The sequence below is a fragment of the Vibrio olivae genome, from assembly GCF_042428525.1.
Taxonomy (GTDB): Bacteria; Pseudomonadota; Gammaproteobacteria; order Enterobacterales; family Vibrionaceae; genus Vibrio; species Vibrio olivae.
The window spans coordinates 2,083,391-2,109,552 of the sequence record NZ_JBHMEP010000001.1 but is presented as its reverse complement, the minus strand read 5'-3'; the positions used below and the strand labels follow the sequence as shown (position 1 = coordinate 2,109,552).

At 46.0% G+C, this 26,162-nt stretch carries 20 protein-coding genes; 15 read left to right on the top strand and 5 right to left on the bottom strand.

What is annotated here, in order from left to right; translation table 11 throughout:
* Nucleotides 1-104: 104 nt before the first annotated feature.
* The 7 genes from lepA to acpS all read left to right on the top strand — a co-directional run bounded on the left by lepA (nt 105) and on the right by acpS (nt 6,488).
* A complete protein-coding gene (lepA, locus tag ACFFUV_RS09720) occupies nt 105-1,898 on the top strand; it encodes a translation elongation factor 4 (RefSeq protein ID WP_390191701.1) in 1,794 nt (597 codons plus the stop codon).
* A gap of 98 nt (nt 1,899-1,996) precedes the next feature.
* Entirely contained in the window at nt 1,997-2,893 is an 897-nt protein-coding gene (lepB, locus tag ACFFUV_RS09715) for a signal peptidase I (RefSeq protein ID WP_390191699.1), read from the top strand.
* 33 nt (nt 2,894-2,926) lie between these two features.
* Nucleotides 2,927-3,604, top strand: coding sequence for a ribonuclease III (gene rnc / locus ACFFUV_RS09710; protein WP_390191697.1), 678 nt, complete (start codon nt 2,927-2,929; stop codon nt 3,602-3,604).
* On the top strand, nt 3,597-4,559 hold the full coding sequence (gene era / locus ACFFUV_RS09705) for a GTPase Era (protein WP_390191695.1): 963 nt from the start codon (nt 3,597-3,599) through the stop codon (nt 4,557-4,559). Before rnc ends, era begins: the two co-directional genes overlap by 8 nt.
* Before the next feature lie 89 nt (nt 4,560-4,648).
* On the top strand, nt 4,649-5,377 hold the full coding sequence (gene recO / locus ACFFUV_RS09700; RefSeq protein ID WP_390191693.1) for a DNA repair protein RecO: 729 nt from the start codon (nt 4,649-4,651) through the stop codon (nt 5,375-5,377).
* On the top strand, nt 5,374-6,105 hold the full coding sequence (gene pdxJ, locus ACFFUV_RS09695; RefSeq protein WP_390191692.1) for a pyridoxine 5'-phosphate synthase: 732 nt from the start codon (nt 5,374-5,376) through the stop codon (nt 6,103-6,105). The genes recO and pdxJ overlap by 4 nt, the downstream gene beginning before the upstream one ends.
* A 2-nt stretch (nt 6,106-6,107) precedes the next feature.
* Nucleotides 6,108-6,488 (top strand): holo-ACP synthase, encoded by a 381-nt coding sequence (gene acpS / locus ACFFUV_RS09690; protein WP_390191690.1) that lies wholly within the window; start codon nt 6,108-6,110, stop codon nt 6,486-6,488.
* Here the strand turns inward: acpS and barA are convergent.
* Nucleotides 6,476-9,265 carry a two-component sensor histidine kinase BarA gene (gene barA, locus ACFFUV_RS09685; RefSeq protein ID WP_390191688.1) on the bottom strand — a complete coding sequence of 930 codons (2,790 nt, stop codon included), beginning with the start codon at nt 9,263-9,265 and terminating at the stop codon, nt 6,476-6,478. The genes acpS and barA overlap by 13 nt on opposite strands.
* A gap of 227 nt (nt 9,266-9,492) precedes the next feature.
* Here barA and rlmD point away from each other — a divergent pair, with 227 nt between their 5' ends.
* The 5 genes from rlmD (at nt 9,493) to eno (ending at nt 17,194) form a co-directional block, all read left to right on the top strand.
* Complete coding sequence (gene rlmD / locus ACFFUV_RS09680) at nt 9,493-10,809, top strand: 23S rRNA (uracil(1939)-C(5))-methyltransferase RlmD (RefSeq protein ID WP_390191684.1); 1,317 nt, start codon at nt 9,493-9,495, stop codon at nt 10,807-10,809.
* Nucleotides 10,810-10,865: 56 nt separating this feature from the next.
* Nucleotides 10,866-13,079: a GTP diphosphokinase gene (gene relA, locus ACFFUV_RS09675; protein WP_390191681.1), complete on the top strand. Its 2,214-nt coding sequence runs from the start codon at nt 10,866-10,868 to the stop codon at nt 13,077-13,079.
* Nucleotides 13,080-13,171: 92 nt separating this feature from the next.
* Nucleotides 13,172-13,981, top strand: coding sequence for a nucleoside triphosphate pyrophosphohydrolase (gene mazG, locus ACFFUV_RS09670; protein WP_390191678.1), 810 nt, complete (start codon nt 13,172-13,174; stop codon nt 13,979-13,981).
* Between the two features lie 196 nt (nt 13,982-14,177).
* Nucleotides 14,178-15,815, top strand: a complete 1,638-nt coding sequence (gene pyrG / locus ACFFUV_RS09665) for a CTP synthase (RefSeq protein WP_390191675.1) — start codon at nt 14,178-14,180, stop codon at nt 15,813-15,815.
* Nucleotides 15,816-15,892: 77 nt separating this feature from the next.
* On the top strand, nt 15,893-17,194 hold the full coding sequence (eno, locus tag ACFFUV_RS09660; protein ID WP_390191672.1) for a phosphopyruvate hydratase: 1,302 nt from the start codon (nt 15,893-15,895) through the stop codon (nt 17,192-17,194).
* A gap of 353 nt (nt 17,195-17,547) precedes the next feature.
* Here eno and ACFFUV_RS09655 read toward each other — a convergent pair whose 3' ends face one another.
* Nucleotides 17,548-18,762, bottom strand: coding sequence for a multifunctional CCA addition/repair protein (locus ACFFUV_RS09655; RefSeq protein WP_390191667.1), 1,215 nt, complete (start codon nt 18,760-18,762; stop codon nt 17,548-17,550).
* An 87-nt stretch (nt 18,763-18,849) separates the two neighbouring features.
* On the opposite strand from ACFFUV_RS09655, the gene ACFFUV_RS09650 reads away from it, so the two are divergent.
* Together ACFFUV_RS09650 and ACFFUV_RS09645 are read left to right on the top strand one after the other, a co-directional pair.
* Nucleotides 18,850-20,481 carry an ExeA family protein gene (locus tag ACFFUV_RS09650; RefSeq protein ID WP_390191665.1) on the top strand — a complete coding sequence of 544 codons (1,632 nt, stop codon included), beginning with the start codon at nt 18,850-18,852 and terminating at the stop codon, nt 20,479-20,481.
* Nucleotides 20,465-21,205: a general secretion pathway protein GspB gene (locus ACFFUV_RS09645; protein ID WP_390191664.1), complete on the top strand. Its 741-nt coding sequence runs from the start codon at nt 20,465-20,467 to the stop codon at nt 21,203-21,205. The genes ACFFUV_RS09650 and ACFFUV_RS09645 overlap by 17 nt, the downstream gene beginning before the upstream one ends.
* Before the next feature lie 40 nt (nt 21,206-21,245).
* Here ACFFUV_RS09645 and ACFFUV_RS09640 read toward each other — a convergent pair whose 3' ends face one another.
* The 3 genes from ACFFUV_RS09640 to ACFFUV_RS09630 form a co-directional block, all read right to left on the bottom strand.
* Nucleotides 21,246-21,857, bottom strand: coding sequence for a TIGR04211 family SH3 domain-containing protein (locus tag ACFFUV_RS09640; RefSeq protein ID WP_390191662.1), 612 nt, complete (start codon nt 21,855-21,857; stop codon nt 21,246-21,248).
* 164 nt (nt 21,858-22,021) lie between these two features.
* Nucleotides 22,022-23,281: an inorganic phosphate transporter gene (locus tag ACFFUV_RS09635; protein ID WP_390191659.1), complete on the bottom strand. Its 1,260-nt coding sequence runs from the start codon at nt 23,279-23,281 to the stop codon at nt 22,022-22,024.
* Nucleotides 23,282-23,406: 125 nt separating this feature from the next.
* The gene (locus ACFFUV_RS09630; RefSeq protein WP_390191656.1) at nt 23,407-24,087 is read right to left on the bottom strand and encodes a TIGR00153 family protein; all 681 of its coding nucleotides are present in this window, start codon (nt 24,085-24,087) and stop codon (nt 23,407-23,409) included.
* Between the two features lie 401 nt (nt 24,088-24,488).
* On the opposite strand from ACFFUV_RS09630, the gene ACFFUV_RS09625 reads away from it, so the two are divergent.
* On the top strand, nt 24,489-26,006 hold the full coding sequence (locus tag ACFFUV_RS09625) for a CYTH and CHAD domain-containing protein (RefSeq protein ID WP_390191654.1): 1,518 nt from the start codon (nt 24,489-24,491) through the stop codon (nt 26,004-26,006).
* The last annotated feature ends 156 nt before the right edge of the window (nt 26,007-26,162 follow it).

The window sequence follows — 26,162 nt, the reverse complement described above, 5'->3', positions numbered from 1 at the left end:
GCGAACTGGTCAGAAATTGGGTAGAATCTGCCAACTTAATTGACTGCCGTCGTTAGACGGCAGTCTTGTTTCCTCGTTAACAAGAGTTTAGTCACCCCAAATCTATGAAGCACATTCGTAACTTTTCGATTATCGCCCACATCGACCACGGTAAATCGACCTTATCTGATCGCCTTATTCAAGTTTGTGGTGGTCTTACTGATCGTGAAATGGAACAGCAAGTACTGGACTCCATGGATCTTGAGCGTGAACGTGGTATTACGATCAAAGCGCAGAGCGTCACCTTGGATTACCAAGCGAAAGACGGCGAAACCTATCAGTTAAACTTTATCGATACGCCTGGACATGTCGACTTCTCGTATGAAGTCTCGCGTTCTCTTGCCGCTTGTGAAGGCGCATTGTTGGTGGTTGACGCCGGACAAGGTGTTGAAGCCCAAACCCTAGCGAACTGTTACACCGCCATTGAGATGGATTTGGAAGTTGTTCCTATTCTCAATAAAATTGATTTACCCGCAGCTGATCCTGAACGTGTTGCTGAAGAAATTGAAGACATCGTGGGTATTGATGCGATGGAAGCAACGCGCTGTTCGGCAAAAACAGGTCTTGGTGTTGATGACGTTCTAGAGAATATTGTTCAAGCGATCCCGGCACCTGAAGGTGATCCTGACGGCGCATTACAAGCGCTTATTATCGACTCTTGGTTCGATAACTACCTCGGTGTGGTTTCTTTGGTGCGAATTAAAAACGGTTCACTAAAGAAAAACGACAAGATCAAAGTGATGAGCACTGGGCAAGTGTGGGGTGTGGATCGTATTGGTATCTTTACGCCAAAACGAGTGGATACCGATGGCCTAAATACCGGTGAAGTTGGCTGGGTAGTTTGTGGCATCAAGGACATTCTGGGCGCTCCTGTCGGTGATACACTGACTCACGCTAAAAATGGCAGTGAAAAACCATTGCCAGGCTTTAAGAAAGTCAAACCGCAAGTTTATGCTGGTTTATTCCCTGTTTCTTCGGATGATTATGAAAACTTCCGTGATGCGCTGGGTAAATTGAGCCTCAATGACGCGTCACTATTTTACGAACCAGAGACGTCAGCGGCTCTGGGCTTTGGTTTCCGTTGTGGTTTCCTTGGCATGCTGCACATGGAGATCATTCAAGAACGTTTAGAACGTGAGTACGATCTTGATCTGATTACTACCGCACCAACGGTAGTGTATGAAGTTGAAAAAACCGATGGCGAAGTGATGTATGTGGACAGCCCAGCTAAGCTGCCTGCAATCAACGATATCGAAAATATTCGTGAGCCTATCGCGCGTTGTAACATTTTGGTACCGACAGAATTCCTCGGCAACGTCATCACCTTATGTGTTGAAAAACGTGGTGTTCAAGTTGATATGGTTTACCACGGTAATCAGGTGGCAGTCACGTATGATGTCCCAATGGCAGAGGTGGTTCTTGACTTCTTTGACCGGTTGAAATCGACATCACGTGGTTATGCGTCCTTAGATTACAACTTCCAGCGTTTTGAAGCTTCGAATATGGTACGTGTTGATGTATTGCTAAATGGCGACCGTGTTGATGCCTTGGCAATGATTACCCATAAAGACCAAGCGCAAACGCGTGGCCGTCAGTTGGTTGAGAAGATGAAAGAATTTATCCCTCGCCAAATGTTTGATATCGCGATTCAAGCTGCGATTGGTAACCATATTATTGCGCGTTCAACGGTTAAGCAGTTACGTAAGAACGTGATCGCCAAATGTTATGGTGGTGACGTGAGCCGTAAGAAGAAACTGCTTAAGAAGCAGAAAGAAGGTAAGAAACGTATGAAGCAGATTGGCAATGTCGAACTGCCTCAAGAAGCGTTCTTAGCAATTCTTCACGTAGGTAAAGATTAAAGTTTGTTGGATTAACAGACGCAGTGAGTTGATTTAACGAATAAAAAAGTTAAGTGAAAGGGCTTAGGCTCTTTCACTTTTTAATGTAAGGGAACTCAATGGCAAACGTATTTTCACTGATTTTGGTTATCGTTACTTTGGTAACTGGGATTGTATGGTTATTCGATAAGTTGGTCTGGCGTAAAAAACGCCAAGAAAAAGTGCGCGAACTTGTCGGCGATAACCAGAAGGTTGATGAGCAAACTCAAGCCAAAATTGCGCCACAGCCTTGGTGGGTGGAAAACAGCGTGTCTATTTTCCCTGTCATTGCGTTTGTTTTGGTTCTACGCTCATTTATTTATGAACCGTTTCAGATTCCATCGGGATCCATGATGCCAACCTTATTAATTGGTGACTTTATCCTGGTAGAAAAGTACGCATATGGCTTGAAAGATCCTGTGTGGCGTACACAGTTGGTTGAAACTGGTAAACCGGAGCGTGGTGATATTGCGGTATTCAAATACCCAGTCAACCCTAGTATTGATTACATTAAACGTGTAGTTGGTTTGCCTGGGGATGTCGTACGTTATAGCGGTAAGAAAGAAGTCTGTATCCAAGCTAAGGGCAGCGACGAGTGTAAGCCTGTCGCGCTGTCTAACGTTGAACAAAGTGAGTTTTATCAAGATGGTATTCCATTGATTGAGATGCAAGAGCACCTTGGCGATGTGGAACACCATATCTTGGTTAACCCGCTGCGCCGTGATCGTGTGAGTCAATACCATCCACGAGGCGGAGTGAATGAATGGGTAGTGCCTGAAGGCCACTACTTTATGATGGGCGACAACCGTGACAATAGCGCTGATAGCCGCTATTGGGGCTTTGTTCCAGAAGGGAATTTGGTAGGTAAAGCCGTCGCGATTTGGATCAGTTTTGAATTTGAACGCGATCAAGACAGTATTCTGCCTTCATGGATTCCAACAGGTGTGAGGTTTAATCGCATCGGCGGTATTAACTAGTTCGAATTAGAACACCAAAGACAAAGAGAGAGTATGACTACTCCTATTGCAAAGCTACAAAGAAAGCTCGGTTATCAGTTTAATGATGTCGAGCTATTCAACTTGGCGCTGACTCACCGCAGCGCCAATGGTAAACATAATGAGCGTCTTGAATTTCTGGGCGATTCAATTTTAAGTTTTGTCATTGCTGACGATCTCTATCACCGTTTTCCAAAAGTAAATGAAGGCGATATGAGCCGTATGCGTGCCACATTGGTACGCGGAAATACGCTTGCGGAACTCGGGCGAGAGTTTGAACTCGGAGATCACTTAAAATTAGGTCCAGGCGAATTGAAAAGCGGTGGCTTCCGTCGTGATTCGATTCTCGCTGATGCCGTTGAAGCCATCATTGGTGCTATCTATCTTGATAGCGATATTGAAGTGGTTCGAGGCATCATTTTAACCTGGTATCAAACTCGCCTGACAAGTATTCAGCCTGGGGTGTCTCAAAAAGATCCTAAAACTCGGTTGCAAGAATTCCTTCAAGGCAGAAGAAAACCTTTACCTGTTTACACAGTGTCTAAAATTAAAGGTGAAGCACACAACCAAGAGTTCACGGTTGAGTGTGAAGTAGCAGGAATCGGAAAGCCTGTCATCGGGAAGGGAACCAGTCGCCGTAAAGCTGAACAAGCTGCGGCTGAACTAGCATTAGAGCAACTATCCAATGGCTGATAACGAATTTGATATCGACGCGTTTTTCGCGTCGAGTGGTGAAACCAGTTCACCAGAAAACCAACACTGCGGCTTTGTAGCGATTGTTGGTCGTCCGAATGTGGGTAAATCCACTTTACTGAACCATATTTTGGGGCAGAAAATTTCCATTACCTCGCGTAAACCTCAGACCACTCGCCACCGAATTATGGGGGTAGAGACGGAAGGGGATTATCAAGCGATTTTTGTGGATACACCTGGGTTACATATTGAAGAAAAGCGTGCGATCAACCGTTTGATGAATCGTGCTGCTAACTCATCATTAAGTGACGTTAACTTAGTGCTGTTCTTGGTTGACGGTACACATTGGACTGAAGACGACGAAATGGTGCTGACCAAGTTGCAGAAAGCCAACTTTCCCGTCGTTCTGTGTGTTAACAAAGTCGATAATGTTAAAGACCGCAATGATGTCATGCTGCATATGCTTGAGATGTCGAAGAAGATGGACTTTGTTGATGTGGTGCCGATTTCGGCTAAACATGGCAAGAACATTGATGTCTTGCGTAAGCATGTGCGTGAACATTTGCCTAAAGCGACCCACCACTTCCCGGAAGAATACGTTACTGACCGCTCTCAACGTTTTATGGCGTCTGAAATTGTGCGTGAAAAGTTAATGCGTTTTACCGGTGAAGAGTTACCGTACTCTGTCACGGTTGAAATTGAACGCTTTGACTATAATCCAGAAACCGATGGTTTTCATATCAATGCGCTAATTTTGGTTGAACGCAGTGGTCAGAAAAAAATGGTCATTGGCAAAGGCGGTGAAAAGATCAAAACCATCGGTCGTGAAGCTCGACTCGATATGGAAGAGTTATTTGGTCGCAAGGTCTATTTGGAAACTTGGGTTAAAGTGAAATCGGGCTGGGCTGATGATGAACGTGCTTTACGGTCTTTAGGTTACATCGACGACTTATAATTCGGCATCTTGGGTCACGCTAAAATTGTTTTCAACGTTAAAAAGAGAGAGTATGAACTCTCTCTTTTGTTATCGGAAAGGATGAGAGATTGAGTGACGGTTTACAACGCTGCTTTGTGTTGCATCGGCGACCTTACAGCGAATCGAGCTTGATTTTAGATGTATTTAGTGAGGAGCATGGTCGCCTGACGTTGCTCTCAAAAGGCGCGCGTAGTAAGCGCTCCAATTTAAAAGGCGCTCTGCAACCATTTACTCCTTTGCTACTTAAGTGGTCGGGAAACAGCTCGATGAAAACACTGCGCCAAGCTGAACCCATTAGCCTTGGCTTACCGCTCACCGGTATCAATCTCTATTCCGGAATGTATATTAACGAAATTCTTGGCCGAGTTTTAATGGCTGAGGTTCCTATGCCTGCGTTATTCCATGATTATCTGCATGTATTAACCGAACTGGCGCAGTGTGAGAACCCGGAACCGGCCTTAAGGCGGTTTGAATTGGCCTTGCTCTCGGCGATGGGATACGGCGTTGATTTTCTTCATTGTGCAGGCAGTGGTGAACCCGTGTCGCCAGAGATGACTTACCGTTATCGAGAGCAAAAAGGATTTATTGCTTCGGTAAGAAATGACAACCTCACGTTTTATGGAAATGAGCTGATCGCCATCAGCGAGCGGCGCTTCGTCACTAAAGAGCAATTACGCGCAGCGAAGCGCTTTACACGTATAGCCCTAAAGCCGTATCTTGGCGGCAAACCGTTAAAAAGTCGGGAATTATTTACGTCCAGTTTTAACACTTCCAGAGCAAGGAGTATTGGAAAATGAGTTCAATCTATCTCGGTGTCAACATCGATCATATTGCAACGTTGCGAAATGCCCGTGGAACCAAATACCCAGATCCTGTGCATGCGGCAGAAATTGCTGAACGTGCTGGGGCGGATGGTATTACGGTGCACTTGCGAGAAGATCGTCGTCATATTAAAGATCGAGATGTTCGTATTCTGCGCGAAACGATTCAGACCCGGATGAATCTTGAGATGGCGGTGACCGATGAAATGGTCGATATCGCGCTACAAACTCAGCCTGAATACGTGTGTTTAGTTCCTGAAAAACGTGAAGAGTTGACGACCGAAGGGGGGCTTGATGTTAAAGGCCACCTTGAAAAAGTGAAAGCGGCGACTCAAAAACTTGGCGCTGCGGGGATCAAAGTCTCTCTGTTTATTGATGCTGATCGCGAGCAAATTGATGCGGCGAAAGCGTGTGGTGCGCCTTTTATTGAACTCCACACTGGTCACTATGCGGATGCCCAAACCGATGCTGAGCGTCAAGCTGAACTCAAGAAAATCACGGCAGGCGCAACGTACGCGAGTGATTTGGGGATTTGTGTCAATGCGGGTCACGGGCTGACCTACCATAATGTCGCCCCCATTGCTGCGATTCCGGAAATTTATGAGTTGAACATTGGCCACTCAATCATTGGTCGGGCGGCATTTGATGGCTTGGCAACGGCGGTTGCCGATATGAAAGCTGTGATGATTGAAGCGCGTAAATAGCCATGGCCATTTTAGGTATTGGGACGGATATTGCTGAAATCGAGCGTATTGAAGCCGCGCTTGCACGCATTGGTGAAGGGTTTGCAAAGCGAATCCTTACCGAGCCAGAATTTGAGCAATACCAAAACCGCAAGAAACAAGGGCGGTTTTTAGCTAAGCGCTTTGCGGCAAAAGAAGCGGCCTCTAAAGCATTGGGGACAGGCATTGCCCATGGAGTCACCTTCCATGATTTTGTGGTCAGTAATGATCCTCATGGTAAGCCCGTACTTTCATTGGCAAACAAAGCGCAACAATTAGCTCAGGCTCAAGGCATCAATGCCATTCACCTTTCGATTTCGGACGAACGCCACTATGCAGTGGCGACCGTTATTTACGAATCCTGAGTTTGGAGATAAGGCGCCGCGCTCGCGGTGACCTTCTCCATTTCATCTTGCAATTCAAACAGCTCAGGTTCCATCTCTGCTAGCTCTGCCGATGAACGCAGCCCCTTCTCAAGGGTTTCACACACTTTCTTTAAGCGCGGTACGCCACAGTAGGAACAGCTGCCATGCAGTTTGTGCACATGATGCAGCAACTCTTCACGGCTGGTTTCACCATTTAGAGCCAGTTCGGTAACTTGGTTCACTTCTGGAATATAGTCCACCAACATCTGGAGCATTTCCGTGGCGAGATCGGCTTTATTGGCCGATTGCTTAAGTGCCATTTGCCAATCAATAATAATGTTACTGTAGCTTTGCTCGGTATCGGTTTCTGCTTTTTCTGGTTCGTGGTGAACCAGTTCTAACTTCCCAAACTCATTCTGATCCGCATAAGGATTCCAGTGCATCAACACCTGTTGCAGAACATGCTCTTCAATTGGCTTGGTGAGATAGTCATCCATACCTGCTTTCAACAGGCGGTCTCGTTCGCCCTCCAGTGCATGGGCGGTGACGGCAATGACGGGTGTATTCGCATTAAGTTCGGTCTTTTTGATCTTACGGCAAGCGCTAACGCCATCCATATGCGGCATCTGAATATCCATGAGGATAATGTCAAAGTGAGTACTTTCTGCCAGCGTGACTGAATCCATACCATTGGTACAGGTGATGACGTTGTCCACATGTTCATGCAGTAGAGCACTGATCAGTTTCAAGTTAGCTGGGTTATCATCGACCGCCATAACCTTGAGGGGTAATTTCTCGCTACTGAGCATTGGAACCACAGGTAATTCAGGAAGTAGATCTTGGTTGGCGACCAACGTCTGCATCAATTTCTTACGCGATAGTGGCTTAGTAATGCAATGAACTTGGTATTTTTGCAAAAGATGATCAGACAGCGCCAAAGCCGTACTTGGCGTACCAACCACAACGTGTGGCGCGCAGCGCATTGCTTGTTCTACCCATTGTTCAACTTGAGCTAATTGATTGCTGTGGTTAGCCGCGAGATTGAGCAGCACATAATCAAACTTCTCAACTGCTTCTGGCAGGCTCGTACGAGTCGTGACGTGCAAGCCCTCTTGTAACAACATGCGCTGGGTTATCGTGGCGACTTGCATGTTAGCTTCAATCAACAAAATGGTGCGTTGGTGAAGTACTGCGGTATTCACGTGATCACTGACAGGCATGTGGGTTGCGTGTAGGCTCAGGGTTAACCAGAACGTCGAGCCTTGGTGCAGCCTACTGGTCAGGCTAATTTCCCCTCCCATTTGACTCACCAGTTTTTGGGTAATCACCAAGCCAAGTCCCGTCCCGCCATAACGACGCGAGATACTGGCATCGGCTTGGCTAAAGGCTTGGAACAACTGCGCTTGCTGACGTTCTGAAATACCGATACCCGTATCGCGCACCATAAATTGCAACTCGACAATATCTTCTTTGCGTGAGCGAAGCTCAACACTGATATCGATGTTGCCGCGTTCGGTAAATTTGATGGAGTTACCAACAAGGTTTGTCAGTACTTGCTGAATTCGCAGTGGATCGCCGACCAGCCCGGTTGGAATTTCAGGATCAATATTGAGTGTAATCTCAAGCCCTTTCTCATGAGCGCTGGTGGCTTGAAGGTTAACCACTTCTTCCAAGGTTTCCTGAAATTCAAATGGAATATTTTCGAGCGCTAATTTACCCGCTTCAAGTTTTGAAAAGTCGAGAATGTCATTGATGATGCTCAACAGATTATTAGCCGACTTCTCAATGGTTTGCAGATAGTCGGCTTGGCTATTGGTTAATTGTGTTTTAAGCATTTGGCGGGTAAAGCCAATCACACCATTGAGCGGGGTACGCAGTTCATGTGACATATTCGCCAAGAATTCAGACTTAACGCGGGCAGCTTCTTGAGCTCGCTTCTTGGCGATATCCAATTCGACGTTTTGAATTTCCAGCTGTTCTAAGGTTTCACGTAGGTCTGATGTGGCTTGATCGATACTATGCTGCATCTCGACGTGGTATTCCGATAACGACACCGCCATTGCGTTGATACCATTTTTAAGTGAGTCGAGTTCGCCATGCATTTTACCTTCAATACGTACGTCGAGATGGCCTCGGCGAATTCTATCAACCATATTTTTCATATGAGTGATGGGCCGAGTGACATCATGCATTAGGCGCATCGCAAAAATAGCCGATAGCCCAAGCCCGGTGAGCAGAACTAAAAACGCCGAAAAAATTTCTTGGTATTGCTGTAGGCGCAGCGATGACAAATCCATTTCAATGGCGATGTAGCCAAGGGCTTGTCCGGCGGCTTGACCTCGCGGCGTGGCAATGACTCCAGACTCAGCGAGGACGGGGGCTCTTAAAATCAGAGTATTGTCATGTAAGTCGGACGACACCAACTGAGGAATCGGTTTGTTTTTAGGGTATGTCAGTGAAGCAAAGTTGGGATGAAAGTTGGAGGTTACGAACAACTCATGGTTGTAATCAAATACCGCGATACTGCGAACCAACTTTGAATTCTTGCGATGGGCGTAACTGATGATCCGTCTTACGGATTCTCGGCTATTGTTTTTTAAACCGTTTTCACTCGCGATAGCAAGAGGTTCGATGATACTTAGCCCTGAATCAATCATCTGATTCTCTAAATCGTGATAGCGGTTAAAAGAGAAAAAAGCACTCAATAACAAGCCGATAATTAACGTCGGCGCTAAAGTTAGGGTAATTACACGGGCACGTAAGCCATATCTGGTCATTATTATCTAAACATCACGGTATGGATATGGGAAAATAGCCCCCAGCACCAGTAAAAGGATTGCTTGGCGAAACCATGACGTCTCGCGACATTTAAAGCAATCTCAGTGCCAAAGCCGTCGAAACAATAAGCATAATCAACTCAGACGGCTCACACAACGACTGCGCGGAGAAATAGTGATTCTTTCGCAGCAAATATTGAAGCAAGCAATGAATAAATAGGTAAACCATGGCGCGTTTTTTCCAAGCTAAGAAAAAGACTCAGATCAACACCAAGCATCAATCTGTGACGATTGAAAAGCTTGACCACCACGGAGCTGGGTTGGCGTATATGGACAACAAACCACTGTTCATTGAGGGGGCTCTGCCGGGTGAAGAGGTCGTCACTCAGTTAACTGAAAGCAAAAGCAAGTATGCGCGAGGGCGATTGATTAAAGTGATCACGCCAAGTGAATCTCGTATTACGCCATTTTGCCCGCACTTTGAACAGTGTGGTGGCTGTAACATGCAGCACGTGTCGGTCGAGGAGCAACGAACTTATAAGCAGCAGGCGTTAAGTGAGTTGATGACCAAATTTGCAAAACAGCAGATCACGCTCGATCCTGTTATTGCTGGTTTAGATCGCGGGTATCGCCGCCGCGCCCGTTTGAGTGTGTGGTTCGATAAAAAAAGCGCTCAGTTGCAAATCGGTTTTCGTCAAAAAGCCAGTAAGCAAATTGTAAATATCAAAGCGTGTCCGGTACTTGCGCCTGAGCTGAATCAATTGCTGCCAGAACTTCATCATTGTTTAAATCAATTCTCGGAACCGAGCGTGATTGGCCATGTCGAATTGGTTAAAGCGGACAATACACGTGTGTTGGTCGTGAGGCACACTCGTGGGTTAAAGAACCAAGATGCGAAACGCCTAAAGCGCTTTGCGCAGCAGTATGAGTTGTCGTTGTATTTGATGGCGCAAGCTGATCACCTTGAACTTATCCAAGGTCCGGCTCCTATTTATCAAGAAACGGGAGTGGTCATTCCTTTTGAACCTACGCACTTTATTCAGGTCAATCAAAGCGTTAACCAAAGCATGGTGAGTCGCGCATTGGAATGGCTCGAACTGAGCAAACAAGATAGCGTTTTGGATCTATTTTGTGGTTTGGGAAACTTCAGTTTGCCCATTGCTCAACAGGTTGAGCGAGTCGTGGGGGTAGAGGGTGTCGAAGAGATGGTATTCAAAGCTCGATCAAACGCAGAGCAAAACCAGCTGACCAATGCCGAGTTTTACCACGCAAATTTAGAAGCCCCATTGGCAGATGAGCCATGGGCAAAACAGCAGTTTAATAAGGTGCTGCTTGACCCAGCACGAGCAGGAGCAACCGGAGTGGTTGAACAATTGGCAACCCTTGGTGCCTCGCGAGTGGTTTATGTTTCGTGTAATCCTGCTACCCTAGCAAGAGATAGTCAAAGCTTGCTGAATCAAGGTTTCCGTTTACAGCGTCTTTGTATGTTGGACATGTTCCCTCATACCAGTCATTTGGAGTCGATGGCGTTGTTTGTAAAGTAGTGATGTTGCTTAGGAACGAGCGCATCAATCAATAAAAAATATAACAGGATAGAAAAATGGTTGCGGTACGAAGCGCACATTTGAATCAAAACGAACAGTTTGAGCTTGAAAAGTGGATCGCGAGTCTCGGCCAGGATGGCAAAATTTCTCGTGCACTGACCGATGTATACCGGCAGTGTGAACAGGTTTTAGAAGGGCACTCGAAGGCGCAACTTCTGTTGTGGCGTGGTCGAGAGATGATCGAAATATTGATCACCTTATCGATGGACACTGCGACGTTGGAAGCGGCGCTGTTGTTTCCTTTGGTCTCAAGTGGCGCGTATCCACAAGATCAATTGGAAGAACAATACAATAAAGAGATTTTAAAACTGATTGAAGGCGTCGAAGAGATGGCGGCCATTGGTCAGTTAAATGTCACCAAAGAGGGAGGCGAAGCCTCTGAGCAAGTGGATAATGTGCGCCGCATGTTATTGGCAATGGTTGACGATTTTCGCTGCGTGGTCATTAAACTGGCTGAACGTATTTGTAATCTCATTGAAGTAAAAAAAGAGCCTGATGAAGTACGCCGTGCCGCGGCAAAAGAATGTGCCAACATTTATGCGCCTCTGGCTAACCGACTTGGTATTGGGCAACTGAAATGGGAAATTGAAGATTACGCGTTTCGTTACCAACATCCAGAGACTTATAAGCAGATTGCTAAGCAACTGTCTGAGCGGCGCATTGTACGTGAGCAATACATCAAGGATTTCGTCGAGTCTTTATCCAAAGAGATGAAAGAATGCGGAATCAATGCGGAAGTGACGGGGCGCCCTAAGCATATCTACAGTATTTGGCGCAAAATGCAGAAAAAGAACCTCGCTTTTGATGAGCTCTTTGATGTGCGTGCAGTGCGAATCATCGCGGATAAACTACAAGACTGCTACGCGGCGCTCGGTGTCGTGCATACTCAGTTCAAGCATATGCCCAGTGAGTTTGACGATTATGTCGCCAATCCTAAGCCAAACGGTTATCAGTCGATTCACACGGTGATTCTTGGCCCTGAAGGAAAAACCATTGAAATCCAGATTCGTACCAAGCAGATGCATGAAGAATCTGAGCTTGGTGTGGCCGCTCACTGGAAATACAAGGAAGGGGCAAGCAGTCGTAGTGGATATGATGAGAAAATTACATGGCTACGCAAACTGCTTGATTGGCAAGAAGAGATGTCCGATTCTGGCGAAATGCTCGATGAGTTACGTAGCCAAGTGTTTGATGATCGCGTCTATGCCTTTACGCCGCGCGGTGATGTGGTTGACTTACCGATGGGGGCAACGCCACTCGACTTTGCCTATCACATTCACTCTGAAGTCGGTCATCGGTGCATCGGTGCCAAAGTTGGTGGGCGGATTGTTCCGTTTACCCACAAATTGCACATGGGGGATCAGGTCGAGATCATCACCTCTAAAGAGCCAAACCCATCCCGTGATTGGTTGAACCCATCATTGGGCTTTGTGCACTCAGGCCGAGCTCGAGCCAAGATTAATGCTTGGTTCCGCAAGCAAAGCCGGGAGAAAAACCTAGAAGCTGGTCGAGAAATTCTAGAGAGTGAACTGGCAAAAATTGGCGCGACACTCAAAGACGCTGAGCAATATGCCTTGAAGCGTTTTAATGTCAACTCAGCGGATGAACTCTTCGTTGGTGTCGGTAGCGGTGATTTACGAATCAACCAAATCATCAATCACATTAACGCATTAGTGAATAAGCCAACCGCAGAAGAAGAAGATCAGCAAGCGCTGGAAAAACTGCAAGAAGCTGAGCACCGTGTAACCAGCCGTCCGAAAAAAGATGCCGTTGTGGTGGAAGGGGTTGATAACCTGATGACACACCTTGCACGCTGCTGTCAGCCGATTCCTGGTGATGAGATTAGTGGCTATATCACTCAAGGGCGTGGTATTTCGGTGCACCGCTCGGATTGTGAGCAGTTGGATGAACTACGCCATCATGCGCCAGAGCGAATCATCGATACGGTCTGGGGCAGTGGCTTTGTAGGATCTTACATCTTAACCATGCGTGTGGAAGCGATGGAGCGGGGCGGATTACTCAAAGACATCACAACCTTGCTGGCCAATGAGAAAATCAAAATTGCCAGTATGAAGAGCCGAATTGATTATCGCCGACAAATGACGATCATGGATTTTGACCTTGAAGTTAGTAACGTCGAAGTTCTGCCAAGAATATCCAAACGGGTTGAACAGATTCGTGATGTGATGACGGTAAAACGCCTCACGTAAACGGGTTTCAAGTGCCGATAAAATCATAGACAGTGAGCGAAAAGGTGAGTGGGAGTACTGCTCACCTTTTTTATTTAGAGGAAGGAAAAACGATGAGCCACCCAATAGAAGATTTAGAGCGCATTATGCGTCAACTGCGTGACCCTGAGAACGGTTGTCCTTGGGATGTAAAGCAGACCTTTGAATCGGTCGTTCCACACACTATTGAAGAAACGTATGAAGTGGTGGACGCGATTCATAAGCAAGATTGGTCAAATTTAAAAGAAGAGCTTGGGGACTTACTGTTCCAGGTGATTTTCTACAGCCAACTGGCTAATGAGCAAGGGCTATTTGATTTTAGTGACGTCGTTGACACCGTGAATGAAAAGCTGACTCGACGCCATCCTCATGTCTTTGGTGGTGCCAATTTTAGCAGTGATGCGGAGCTAAAAGAGAATTGGGAAAATCAAAAAGCGCAGGAAAAAGCGCAAAGAGGCGAAACAACGCAAAGTATTCTAGACTCAGTACCAAACTCGCTTCCAGCATTGATGCGCGCCAATAAAATACAAAAGAAATGTGCTCAATTTGGCTTTGACTGGGACACATTAGGGCCGGTGATTGATAAAGTCCATGAAGAAATTGAAGAAGTACAGCAAGAGGCGTTGATGGTACCGGTCGATGAACATGCTTTGGAGCTCGAACTGGGCGATTTATTGTTTGCTGTGGTCAACATGACGCGTCATTTGGGAAAAAATCCAGAAAGTGCGTTAACCAAGGCAAATGTCAAATTTGAACGTCGATTTAGGCAGGTTGAGCAACTTGCTCGCCAGAATAACCGTCCTCTGAATGCGTTCACATTAGATGAACTGGAACAGTTTTGGCAGCAAGTCAAACAGCAAGAGAAATCGACCAGCGAAACCTAAGAGGTTTAGCAATGACGCGTAAGAATGCGCTGTCATTCAAAGGTTCTACCATTCTCATCGCTGGGATTGATTTGAAGCAAAAAATAAAAACACAGGTGTGATATATTTCACGTTGTGGCGGTTAAGGGCTTCTGGTACAATTTTCTCCCGTCCAGAAGAAATCCATTTCCCTCATTCAACCAATTTCAGGTTAAACATGACGACAAACTATATTTTTGTTACTGGCGGGGTCGTATCCTCTCTAGGTAAAGGTATTGCAGCTGCATCACTGGCAGCGATTCTAGAAGCTCGTGGTCTGAAAGTGACCATCATGAAACTAGACCCTTACATCAACGTTGACCCAGGCACAATGAGCCCAACTCAACATGGTGAAGTTTTTGTAACCGAAGACGGCGCTGAAACTGACCTAGACCTTGGCCACTACGAACGTTTTATTCGTACCAAAATGTCCAAGCGTAACAACTTCACAGCGGGTCGTGTTTATGCAGACGTTCTTCGTAAAGAGCGTCGTGGTGACTACCTAGGCGCCACTATTCAGGTGATTCCTCATATCACTAACTCGATCAAAGATCGCGTGATTGAAGGTGCTGAAGGTCATGATGTCGCTATCGTTGAAATTGGTGGTACCGTAGGTGATATCGAGTCATTGCCATTTATGGAAGCGATTCGACAACTTGCCGTAGAAATTGGCCGTGAACGCGCTATGTTTATGCACCTAACGCTGGTACCTTACTTGGCGGCTGCAGGTGAAGTGAAAACCAAACCAACGCAACACTCAGTAAAAGAGTTGCTTTCGATTGGTATTCAGCCTGACATTCTCGTTTGTCGTAGTGATCGTGTGATTCCTGCCAATGAGCGTAAGAAGATTGCTCTGTTCTGTAACGTGTCAGAAAAGGCCGTTATTTCAATGAAAGATGTAGATTCTATCTACAAGATTCCTTCATTGATCCGCTCTCAGGGATTGGATGATCTGGTTTGTAACCGTTTTGGCATCAATGCACCAGAGGCGGATTTGTCTGAGTGGGAACAAGTTATCTACGAAGAAGCGAACCCGACGGGCGAAGTGACGATTGGCATGGTTGGTAAATATATTGAATTACCAGACGCCTATAAGTCAGTTAACGAAGCATTAAAACATGCAGGTCTAAAAAACCGTTTAAGCGTGAATATTAAATACGTTGATTCTCAGGATATAGAAACCCGAGGTATTGACCTTTTAGAAGGTTTGGATGCTATCCTAGTACCTGGTGGCTTCGGTGATCGTGGTATCGAAGGTAAAATCCGTGCGGCTCAATACGCACGTGAAAATAAGATTCCATATTTAGGTATTTGCTTAGGTATGCAAGTTGCGTTAATTGAATATGCGCGTAATGTCGCCGGTATGGAAGACGCACACTCAACAGAATTTAACAAAGGCACCAAGTACCCGGTTGTTGGTTTGATTACAGAATGGATCGACAGCGAAGGTAACGTAGAAGAGCGCACTGAAACGTCAGATCTTGGTGGTACAATGCGTCTAGGTTCGCAATTATGTCACCTAGAAAAAGGCACGAAAGCTCGTGAACTATACGGTAGCGATACAATTCATGAACGTCATCGTCATCGTTATGAAGTGAACAATGTTCTTCGCCCACAAATTGAAAAGGCAGGTCTGAAGGTTTCTGGTCTATCAGCAGATAAGAAACTGGTAGAAATGATTGAAAACCCGGATCATCCATGGTTTGTTGCGGCTCAGTTCCACCCAGAGTTCACCTCAACGCCTCGTGACGGTCACCCACTGTTTGCCGGCTTCATTAAAGCCGCGGGTGAATATCAACGTAGCGAAGAGAAATAAAAGGATACGGGCAGTAGCTGAAGATGTGCTACTGCCCTTTAATTTTGACATTTATATTGAAACGAGAGGAAACATTAATGTCTAAGATCGTTAAAGTTCTAGGTCGTGAAATCATCGACTCACGTGGTAACCCAACTGTTGAAGCTGAAGTACACCTAGAAGGCGGTTTCGTTGGTATGGCGGCAGCTCCATCTGGCGCTTCTACTGGTTCTCGCGAAGCTCTTGAGCTACGTGACGGTGACAAATCACGTTTCCTAGGTAAAGGTGTTCTTAAAGCAATTGAAGCTGTAAATGGCCCAATCGCTGAAGCACTTGTTGGCAAAGATGCAAAAGCTCAAGCTGACGTCGACCAAGTGATGATCGACCTAGACGGTACTGATAACAAATCTAAATTCGGTGCGAACGCAATCCTAGCTGTTTCTCTAGCAAACGCAAAAGCTGCTGCTGCTGCGAAAGGCATGCCTCTATATGAGCACATCGCTGAGCTAAACGGCACTCCAGGTCAATTCTCTATGCCTCTACCAATGATGAACATCATCAACGGTGGTGAGCACGCTGACAACAACGTAGATATCCAAGAGTTCATGATCCAACCTGTTGGTGCAAAAACTCTTAAAGAAGCACTACGTATCGGTGCAGAAGTATTCCACAACCTAGCTAAAGTACTTAAAGGTAAAGGCCTAAGCACTGCAGTTGGTGACGAAGGTGGTTTCGCTCCTAACCTAGAATCGAACGCTGCAGCACTAGCGGCAATCAAAGAAGCTGTTGAATCTGCAGGCTACGTACTTGGTAAAGACGTGACTCTAGCGATGGACTGTGCAGCATCTGAGTTCTACGACAAAGAAGCTGGTAACTACAACATGAAAGGCGAAGGCAAAATCTTCACTTCTGAAGAATTTAACTTCTACCTACAAGATCTAGCGAACCAATACCCAATCGTTTCTATCGAAGATGGTCTTGACGAGTCAGATTGGGATGGCTTCAAACACCAAACTGAACTTCTAGGTGGTAAAATCCAGCTAGTTGGTGATGATCTATTTGTTACTAACACTAAGATCCTGAAAGAAGGTATCGAGAAAGGTGTTGCTAACTCTATCCTTATCAAGTTCAACCAAATCGGTTCTCTAACTGAGACTCTAGCTGCAATCAAGATGGCTAAAGATGCAGGTTACACAGCAGTAATCTCTCACCGTTCTGGCGAAACTGAAGATGCAACTATCGCTGATCTAGCGGTAGGTACAGCTGCTGGTCAAATCAAAACAGGTTCTATGAGCCGTTCTGACCGTGTTGCTAAGTACAACCAACTTATCCGTATCGAGGAAGCTCTAGGTGAGCGCGCTCCTTTCAACGGTCTTAAAGAAGTTAAAGGCCAAGCTTAATATTAGCTTCGCTTTATAGTTCTTTTAAATACCCCGCTTTAGCGGGGTATTTTTTATTCGAAAAAGCGTTAGGTGAGCGCGCTCTGCTGTTATTTCAAGAACGCGGTCTTAAAGAAGTTAAAGGTCAAGCTTAATTCTTAACTGAATAAAGTTTAGCTTTAAAGCTTTTTGAAGCGCTCCACTTCGGTGGGGCGTTTTTTATTTGGAAGCGGGCAGTGAAGAGCGATGAGCCGTTCTGACCGTGTTGCTGCTATACCTACAAGAAAGCAACCCACTTATCCGTATCGAGGAAGCTCTCGATGAGCGCGCTCCATTGTATCTCAGAGCGCGTGCGATAAGGATCTTTGTGACAGTCAGTTTAGGTCGGCAATGGCTTGAATGCGCCTTCTGTCGAGCTCTTCACGAATGGCTTTACCCTGATAACCATCTTGGATCACTTGATGCACATCGATTTCCAATGCGGCCTGATAAGCTTGTTCAAACAACGCTTTTTGAGGGTATGGCCGGTTTTCTAGCCCTAACCGCCCAGCATGATCAGCTTGGCAACACAGTAATACTTGCTCAAAGCGCTGTGGTTTGCGCCAGGCGTCGAGTTTATTGAGTATCTTCAGCTTGGTTGCCGGTTTTAACTCGGCGGCTCTGTGTATGTTTGAGTGCTGCTCACAGACCAGCAGTGCCAGCTCTTTGCATTCATTCGGAACTTTAACACGCTCACACAACGCTTTAATGAGTTTTAATCCAGTATGGCAGTGTAGCTTGTGACTTGGCCACTCTGCTGGTGGTGTGACGCCCTTGCCTAAATCATGGACTTGAGCCGCAAAGCGCAGAGCAATGGAATCGGAAAGTTTAGCGGCTTGCTCGGCGACCATGAGAGTATGAACCCCAGTATCAATTTCTGGGTGCCATTGCTGTGGTTGAGGGACGCCAAATAATGCATCGATTTCCGGGAGTACGTGCTTAAGCGCACCACATTGATGTAATACCTTCAAAAAGATATGTGGGCTCTGCGTCGACAAAGATTTTTGCCATTCTTGCCATACACGTTCTGCGGTTAAGTGAGCCAGTTCTCCACTGTCGCTGAGGTGTTGCATCAACGAGAGCGTTTCCGGAGCCACGGTAAAACCAAGGTGATTTAGTTTGGCAGCAAAGCGCGCAACACGCAGCACCCGCAGTGGATCTTCCACAAATGCCTCAGAAACATGACGTAAAATGCGTTGCTCAATGTCTTGCTGACCACCGTAAGGATCGATAATACGACCATCTTGATCTTGAGCCATGGCATTGATGGTAAGATCACGGCGCAACAAATCATCTTCCAAAGTGACGTCTGGGGCAAAGTAGCAGTCAAACCCAGTATAGCCGACACCGCTTTTTCGCTCGGTACGTGCCAATGCATGCTCTTGCTTTGTGGTGGGATCAAGAAATACCGGAAAGTCTTTGCCAACAGCGGTAAATCCAGCACTGAGCATTTGTTGTGGGGTGCTGCCAACGACCACCCAATCGTGGTCGTAAACATCTAAGTTTAAGAGTTGGTCGCGGACCGCGCCGCCAACAAGATATATTTGCACTGCCTGACCTCAAATTGGGAAAATAGCTTTGGCGATAACTGGCACTAATGGTACTTTGCTTAGCATTGAAATGACAGAGAAGAGAGTATGTATAAGGATTATTATGGTTTTGTAGAGCTGCCGTTTTCTATTGTACCGAACTCTCGTTATCTGTATCTCAGCCCTCGCCACCAAGAAGCGATGCGTCATTTGCAATCTGGGTTAGGCGAAGGTGGTGGTTTTGCGATGTTGACGGGGGAGGTTGGCACTGGAAAGACCACGATCGCTCGTGCCATGCTCAAATCCCTCGATAGCCAAACTCAAGCAGGTTTGATTCTCAACCCGACATTTTCATCGATTGAGCTTCTGCAAGCTATTTGTGATGAATTTAATGTTCGTTATCAGCCCAATGATTCTCTTAAAGTGCTGAATCATGCGTTGTACCAGTGTTTGCTGGCGAATCATACTCAGGGCCGTCAAACACTATTAGTAATTGATGAAGCGCAACACCTCTCTGCTGACGTCTTAGAGCAGTTAAGGTTACTGACGAATTTAGAAACTGACAGTCGTAAACTCCTTAAAGTATTACTCATCGGGCAGCCTGAGTTGCAGTATAAGTTACAAATGCCGCAACTTAGGCAACTTGCTCAGCGCATTACGGGGCGCTATCACTTGCTACCTCTTACGGTAGACGACACCGTGAAATACATCAGCTTTCGACTGGAAAAAGCAGGCGGCGATCGCCAATTGTTTACTTCGAAGTCTATGAAGTATATTGCAACACAAACGCAGGGGATTCCTCGCCTGGTGAATTTGGTGTGTGATGCGATTTTAAACGAAGCCTATTCGCGAGGTGAGCGACAACCCAGTCACGAGACCGTGGTCGACGCTTGTCAGCATGTTATGGCTTTTCAAACCAGCTTTAATCAGGCCTCAAATAATCAACAAATAACGAGTATTAAACGCCGGCTATGGACGGCAAGCACACTAGTCGGGAGCGGGTTAGCAATTGCTTGCTATGTTTGGACGCCAATGTTGATTAGTCCTTTGGCAAAAGAATATGCGCAGCAACATTACCCTAGCTCTCCGGCATCTGCCGTTGAAAAAAAGGTAGTACCAGCATCGCTCACAACATTGATGAGCTCTGGACATCTACTGGAGCAGGGCATCAGTGAGCTGTATAAAGTATGGGGGTACGATGCCTCTGTCATGGACAGTTTCTGCCAAGAAAGCAATAACACGCGAGAATTTGAGTGTCATTATCAAGGCTCGGCAACACTTGAGACCATTGAAGCATTGAACTTCCCTGTGTTGCTGGAATTAGACGTTAACCAACAACCGGAATATGCGATTCTTTACCAAATGGATGATCAACATGTCGAGTTGCTCATGGGGGATAAGCGCTTACGCTTTGAACGTAACACCCTGAACCAATTTTGGCAGGGAGGCGCCTACATCATTTGGAAAAAACGCTGGTCACAAACGCTTAAGCCAGGCATGTCCGGCGAAAAAGTGGCAGAGTTGAATCAATGTGTGTCTAAGTTGCTTGGCGAGTCGGCAACGTCGTCTGACCGCTATGATGCCGCTTTAGAACAAAAAGTGAAGTTATTTCAGCGCTGGCAGAAATTGAGTGTTGATGGGATTGCTGGGCAGCAGACCCTCGATCGACTTTCTCAAATGACGCAAAGTGACGCGCCATTGCTCAATCATCAAGGAGAGCCACATGTCGAATGTTCTTAAAGCGCTTGAACAATCTGAAAGTGGATTTCAGCAAAGAAGTATCCCAACTCAAAGGGGGAAAGCGCAGCCCCAAGCCGATACTCGGCTGGGGTATGGATGGATAGCGGTGGCACTTTTACCTGCCGCTATTATATTGGCTTGGCGTGGTATTTCGACTTGGCAGCAAGTGCTGGAAAATCAACAAGCCTTAGTCAATCAAGCGCCAAAAGTGATTGAAGTGCCGGTAGCGTTTACGCAATTGGATACACCTAACTTTGATGCGTTAAAACCGATTGAAAATATCTCGTTGACGAGTGGCGAGGAAAAGCCTCAATCCCCATCGCCAAGCACAACTGCATCGGCAGAGACGCCTAAGGTTAATGACGTGCTTGACGGCGTCGATCTGTCTGCATTGCCTGCCGATTTAGCCGTGAAGGTACACTCGGCTCTTAGCCAACAGTCGAAGGGGGCTGCGACTCACAACGCACTCGCCCAAAGCGATTGGACTGACTTATCACAGCACGGCATGGAATTTACTGGAAAGTTGATGCCTCTCAACTTTCAGACCCATGTGTATTCAGATAATGAAAACAAGCGCTGGGTTAAAATTAATGGCCAAGAATACACACAAGGTCAAAATATTGATTCGCAGCTTGAGCTGGTGGAAATAAGGCCGCAAGGTAGCTTGCTCAGTTTTCATGGGCAGCTGATTTTTGTTCCCGCACTTTATGATTGGCAAGGATAAAAAAAACCGACTCGAGGAGTCGGTTTTTTTTAATTAGAGATTAAACCCAGCCTGAATTTTTGCGTTTACGGCGAGGCATAATTGACGGCAGAATCAAGCCAAACAGTAAGCCACCTCCAGCAACGCCACCACCATACATGAAGTATTTAAGCAGTAGATCATCTTTTTGCGTGTCTAACTTGGCTCGTAGCTTACGTACTTCCTCTTGAGAGGCGGTTAGCTGATTACTGATGTCAGAGTAATTTTTCTCAAGTTCTGAAATCTGTTTATTACGAACTTCAAGGGATTCTGCAAGGCCTGCTTTTTCGCTGTCAGCCGATTGCCGTGCGTTCGCCAATTTGTTTTTAACCTCAGCCAGTTCTTTCTCCAAACGAGGCATACGTGTGGCCATGCTTTCTTGGCGAGTGATGAAACGCGTCTGTACCCAGCCTTTACGTCCTTTCTCGTCAACGACTTCGCTATAACCGGTTTCTTTATTGCTCTGTAGCAAGTTCACTTTCTCACCCGCATCCACGCTACCAATAATGCGGTACTGGTTATTTGGACCAGAATGCATGTAGGTAAAGAGCTTGTCTGCGATATAACGGTCTTGAGCGAAAGCGGCAGGTGCAGCCAACATGGTGACTAAAACCATGTAAAACAGTTTCTTCACGGTAAATCCTTTAGCAGTTTGGTAGTTGTTCAACTATTTCTTTAATGTGAAACAAATACTAAGAACTTTCTTCGCGCTCTGCAACTAAGAAGGGAGGCTGAGCCTCCCTTTCTGTGTTTTTGAGTCAATAATAACAGTGCTCTAACAAAGCATTGACCTGTTATTTAACGGAAAATGGCTTCAATTGCGTAGAAGAAGACAACCGCTAATAAAGCGCCGGCTGGTAAGGTTACGACCCAAGACGCAACGATATTACGCACCACACCGAGGTTAAGGGCTGCGATGCCGCGAGCAAAGCCTACCCCGAGCACTGCGCCGACCAAAGTTTGCGTGGTTGAGATCGGCAAGCCAGTTCCTGAAGCCAGTACCACAGTAGAAGCTGTAGCAAGCTGCGCTGCGAAGCCTCGACTCGGAGTGAGTTCGGTAATGCCTGTACCGACGGTTGCCATGACTTTATGCCCAAGAGTGGCCAAACCTACAACAATACCAAAGCCACCAAGCGGTAGAATCCACCATGCGATTTCACTTTTCGCGGCGATGTGCCCCATGTGAGAAACACTGGAAACAACCGCAGACAGGGGACCGATAGCGTTGGCTACGTCGTTTGAACCATGCGCAAACGCCATTGCACACGCTGTAATCACCATCAAGACACTAAAGATACTCTCAACACCTGCAAAGCTGTGGTCGTCTTCACGAGCGGTGAAGCGGTTGCGAATATACAGGTAACCACCGACCATCACTAAAGCTGACACGGCGGCAGCCCAAAGCCAAGCTTCCGTCCCTGTCAAATGAAGCCCAACGTGCTTAAGGCCTTTTTTAATGGTGACCAGTGCAATCACCATGGTGGTGATAAACATGTACACAGGCACAAAACGTTTGGCGTTGTGTAATGGGTTTTCGGTGTCGAAAATCAGACGCTGAGCACTGACAAAAATCAGGTAAGCAAAGAATCCGGAAATAATTGGAGTGATAATCCAACTGCCGACAATGCCTTTGACACTTCCCCAGTCAACCGCTTCTGTGCCAACAGAAACGCAAGCGAAACCGATGATAGCGCCAATGATAGAGTGGGTCGTGGATACTGGCCAGCCCATATAGGAGGCAAGTAGAAGCCATGTACCAGCAGCCAGCAGTGCTGACATCATGCCAAACACGAGAATATCAGGTTGAGAAGAGAAGAGAGAGGTCTCAATGACTCCTTTACGGATTGTGTCAGTCACTTCACCGCCTGCAAGATAGGCCCCTGCAAACTCAAAAATCATCGCGATGATGATCGCTTGTTTGACCGTGATGGCTTTAGAACCAACTGACGTACCCATAGCGTTCGCTACGTCGTTGGCACCAATACCGATAGCCATTAGGAAACCGAAAAGGGCTGCAATTATGATCAGGACAGTGCCGTAATTCGCGAGGACATCCATCGTAATACCTAGTTGTTGATAACCAGCGGAGTAAATTTAGGCACGAAACTGCCTTAAGCGTTTATCTGTCGTGACGCTTAAATATAGGCAGTCGTAATTTACTCTTCGTTATTTGATTTACTTAATTATGAGCGTGACAACATTAATTCAAGTCGAGCGCCAACTCGTTGCGCTTGATCAGCGATTCCGCCGACCCACTCAAAAATTTTGTACAAAAATATCACATCAATTGGATTCATATGCGCTTCAATCGCCATCAATTGCTGACGTAGTTGAATCTGCATCGCATCCGTATCATCTTCGATGACATCTAATTGGTGAATCATTTCAGCCACAAGTGTTACCTCACGGCCTTTGAACCCGGTTTCCAGTAGTTCATCTAATTCATTGATGACTTTCTGTGCTTGATTGGCCGCATCTAAACAACGCTTCACATAAGCAATAAAATTATCTTGAAGAGATTCTGGAATGGAAAGTTGACGACCATAGACACGACCAGCGATATCTTTGGCAAGGTTGGCTAACTTATCTTGTTGAGTCAGTAGCTCTAACATGTCACTACGATCAACAGGCATGAAAAGCCCACGAGGAAGTTTAAGACGAATTTCTCGTTTTAATACATCCGCCTCTTTCTCAAGATGAGAAATTTGTGCACGAATTTCAGATGCTTTTTCCCAATCGCCCTGAGCACAGACTTCAAAGAAGTTGATCAGGTGAGAGCAGCATTCATTGACGCACACTACGTGGCGTTGCAAAGGCTTAATCGGGGACTTTGCAAATAACCCCATGATTGTATTTACTGGCATGGTAATTCAACCTAATTCATATAACCCTAAAAAAACAGTCACCACTCATGGCGAAATGTTGAACACTGGCTATAAAGGCGCGCATGGTAACGCATAAAATCGGTGATTAAAACTTTTTTTAATCCACTTATAGCCATGTTGTTTGGATTGCCATTTTGTCAGCGAGGCGAATTGGTGACTTCCTGTTACTGACGAAAACGTTTGCTTCATTGGAATCTTAGTTAGCTTATTAAAAGATACCAAACGCTTACCTTTTACCCGCCTGTTTTGCTACCCGTGGCGCGAAAATGACACACTCGACATTATTGCGTATCGATTTACGCTCAAATGTGAGGATTTCTTGCTTGCTGACACTGAGTTTAAGCAATATCCTGTTGGTATCTGCGTTTAAAGGTAAAACTATGGAAACCGAAATAGAACTGAAGTTTTTTGTTTCTCCAGACTTTTCAGAGACTTTACTAGAAAAGATCTCTGAAACCAAAGTTCTTCAGCACAGTTGCCGTGAATTAGGAAATACCTATTTCGATACACCGGACAACTGGTTACGCCAGCACGATATTGGTCTTAGGATTCGTCGTTTTGATGATGTCTTTGTGCAAACCGTTAAAACCGCTGGGAGAGTGGTAGCAGGGTTGCATCAACGGCCAGAATACAATGCTGAGCATAATAGCAATGATCCTGATGTTTCTCTTCACCCTGATGATATTTGGCCGCAAGGCAAAGCACTGGAAGAGCTTCAGTCAGAACTTAGCCCTCTATTTTCAACCAACTTTACCCGTGAGCAATGGTTAGTGGGCATGGCAGACGGAAGCCAAATTGAAGTTGCCTTTGACCAAGGCGCTGTGATCTCTGGTGATGAAGCCGAACCGATTTGTGAAGTCGAATTAGAGTTGAAATCAGGGCAAACCGATGCCTTGTTCACGCTTGCTCGCGCATTGTGTGATCATGGTGGAATGCGTCTTGGCAACCTCAGTAAAGCGGCTCGTGGTTATCGACTTGCAATGAAGCTTGCTCCTGATGAAGTGACAAGACTGCCTTTGGTGCGTACCAGTAAAACAGACAGCGTGGAATCGTGTTTTATTCAGTCTCTTGAGCACGCCTTAAATCATTGGCAATACCATGAACAGCTTTATGTTGAGCAAGAGAGCATAGAGGCGCTTCATCAAATTCGCCATGCCGTTAGCTTTATTCGTCAATTATTAAGTGTCTATGGGGGCATTGTGCCACGCAGAGCCAGTGCAATTTTGCGCCAGGAGCTGAAATGGCTAGAGCATGAGTTAGAGTGGTTGAGAGAGTATGACCACCTTGAAGATTTGCTGGAAGATAAAGGTCACGCGCTACGCAAGCTCGACGCTAAGAAGTTTTTGATCACTCAATTGAGTGAGATGCAGCAGCAGTTGCCAGATCGTTTTGAAGTTCTGAATCTGTTGACTTGCGCGCGTTACACCGGCTTGATCCTCGACTTGAGCCGTTGGATTTTGACTCGTGGCTGGCAACCTTTTCTCGACGAAAAAGCGCGTGAAAAGATGGATCTTAATATTCAGCAATTTGCCGCAAAACAACTTGATCGTACTTGGGCCGATCTTACTGAAGCGTTTCCGGCAGAGAAGTCGCTCGATCGCCAAGAATACATTGATCAGCAGTATCGATTATTGCGTAATCTCTATACGGGAATGAGTTTCGCCAGCTTGTACGATCTCGATGAACGTAATGGTTTTCGTTTGCCTTGGGCGGACTTACTCGAAGGCATTGAAGAGTTACTCATGCTAAAACCGCTCGAAGATCTGAAAGATCAGTTAGAAACAGAAGAACGTGAACAACTGGAGCGTTGGCTATTTCGTCAAGAGACATCGATTTTACATGCCATGGAACAGACCAGAAAAATCAGTGTTGAGGCCACGCCTTACTGGCGAGAATAGGTCAAACGGAATTGTGTAAAAAGAAGCCTTCGGGCTTCTTTTTTTGTTATGAATCTTTCATTAGTCAACATTTTCACCTTGGTGACTTTAGACCTGTCTCTTTCTGCCGATAACCGAGTATTCCAAGGGGAAACGTTGTGGTACAAGCAAATAATT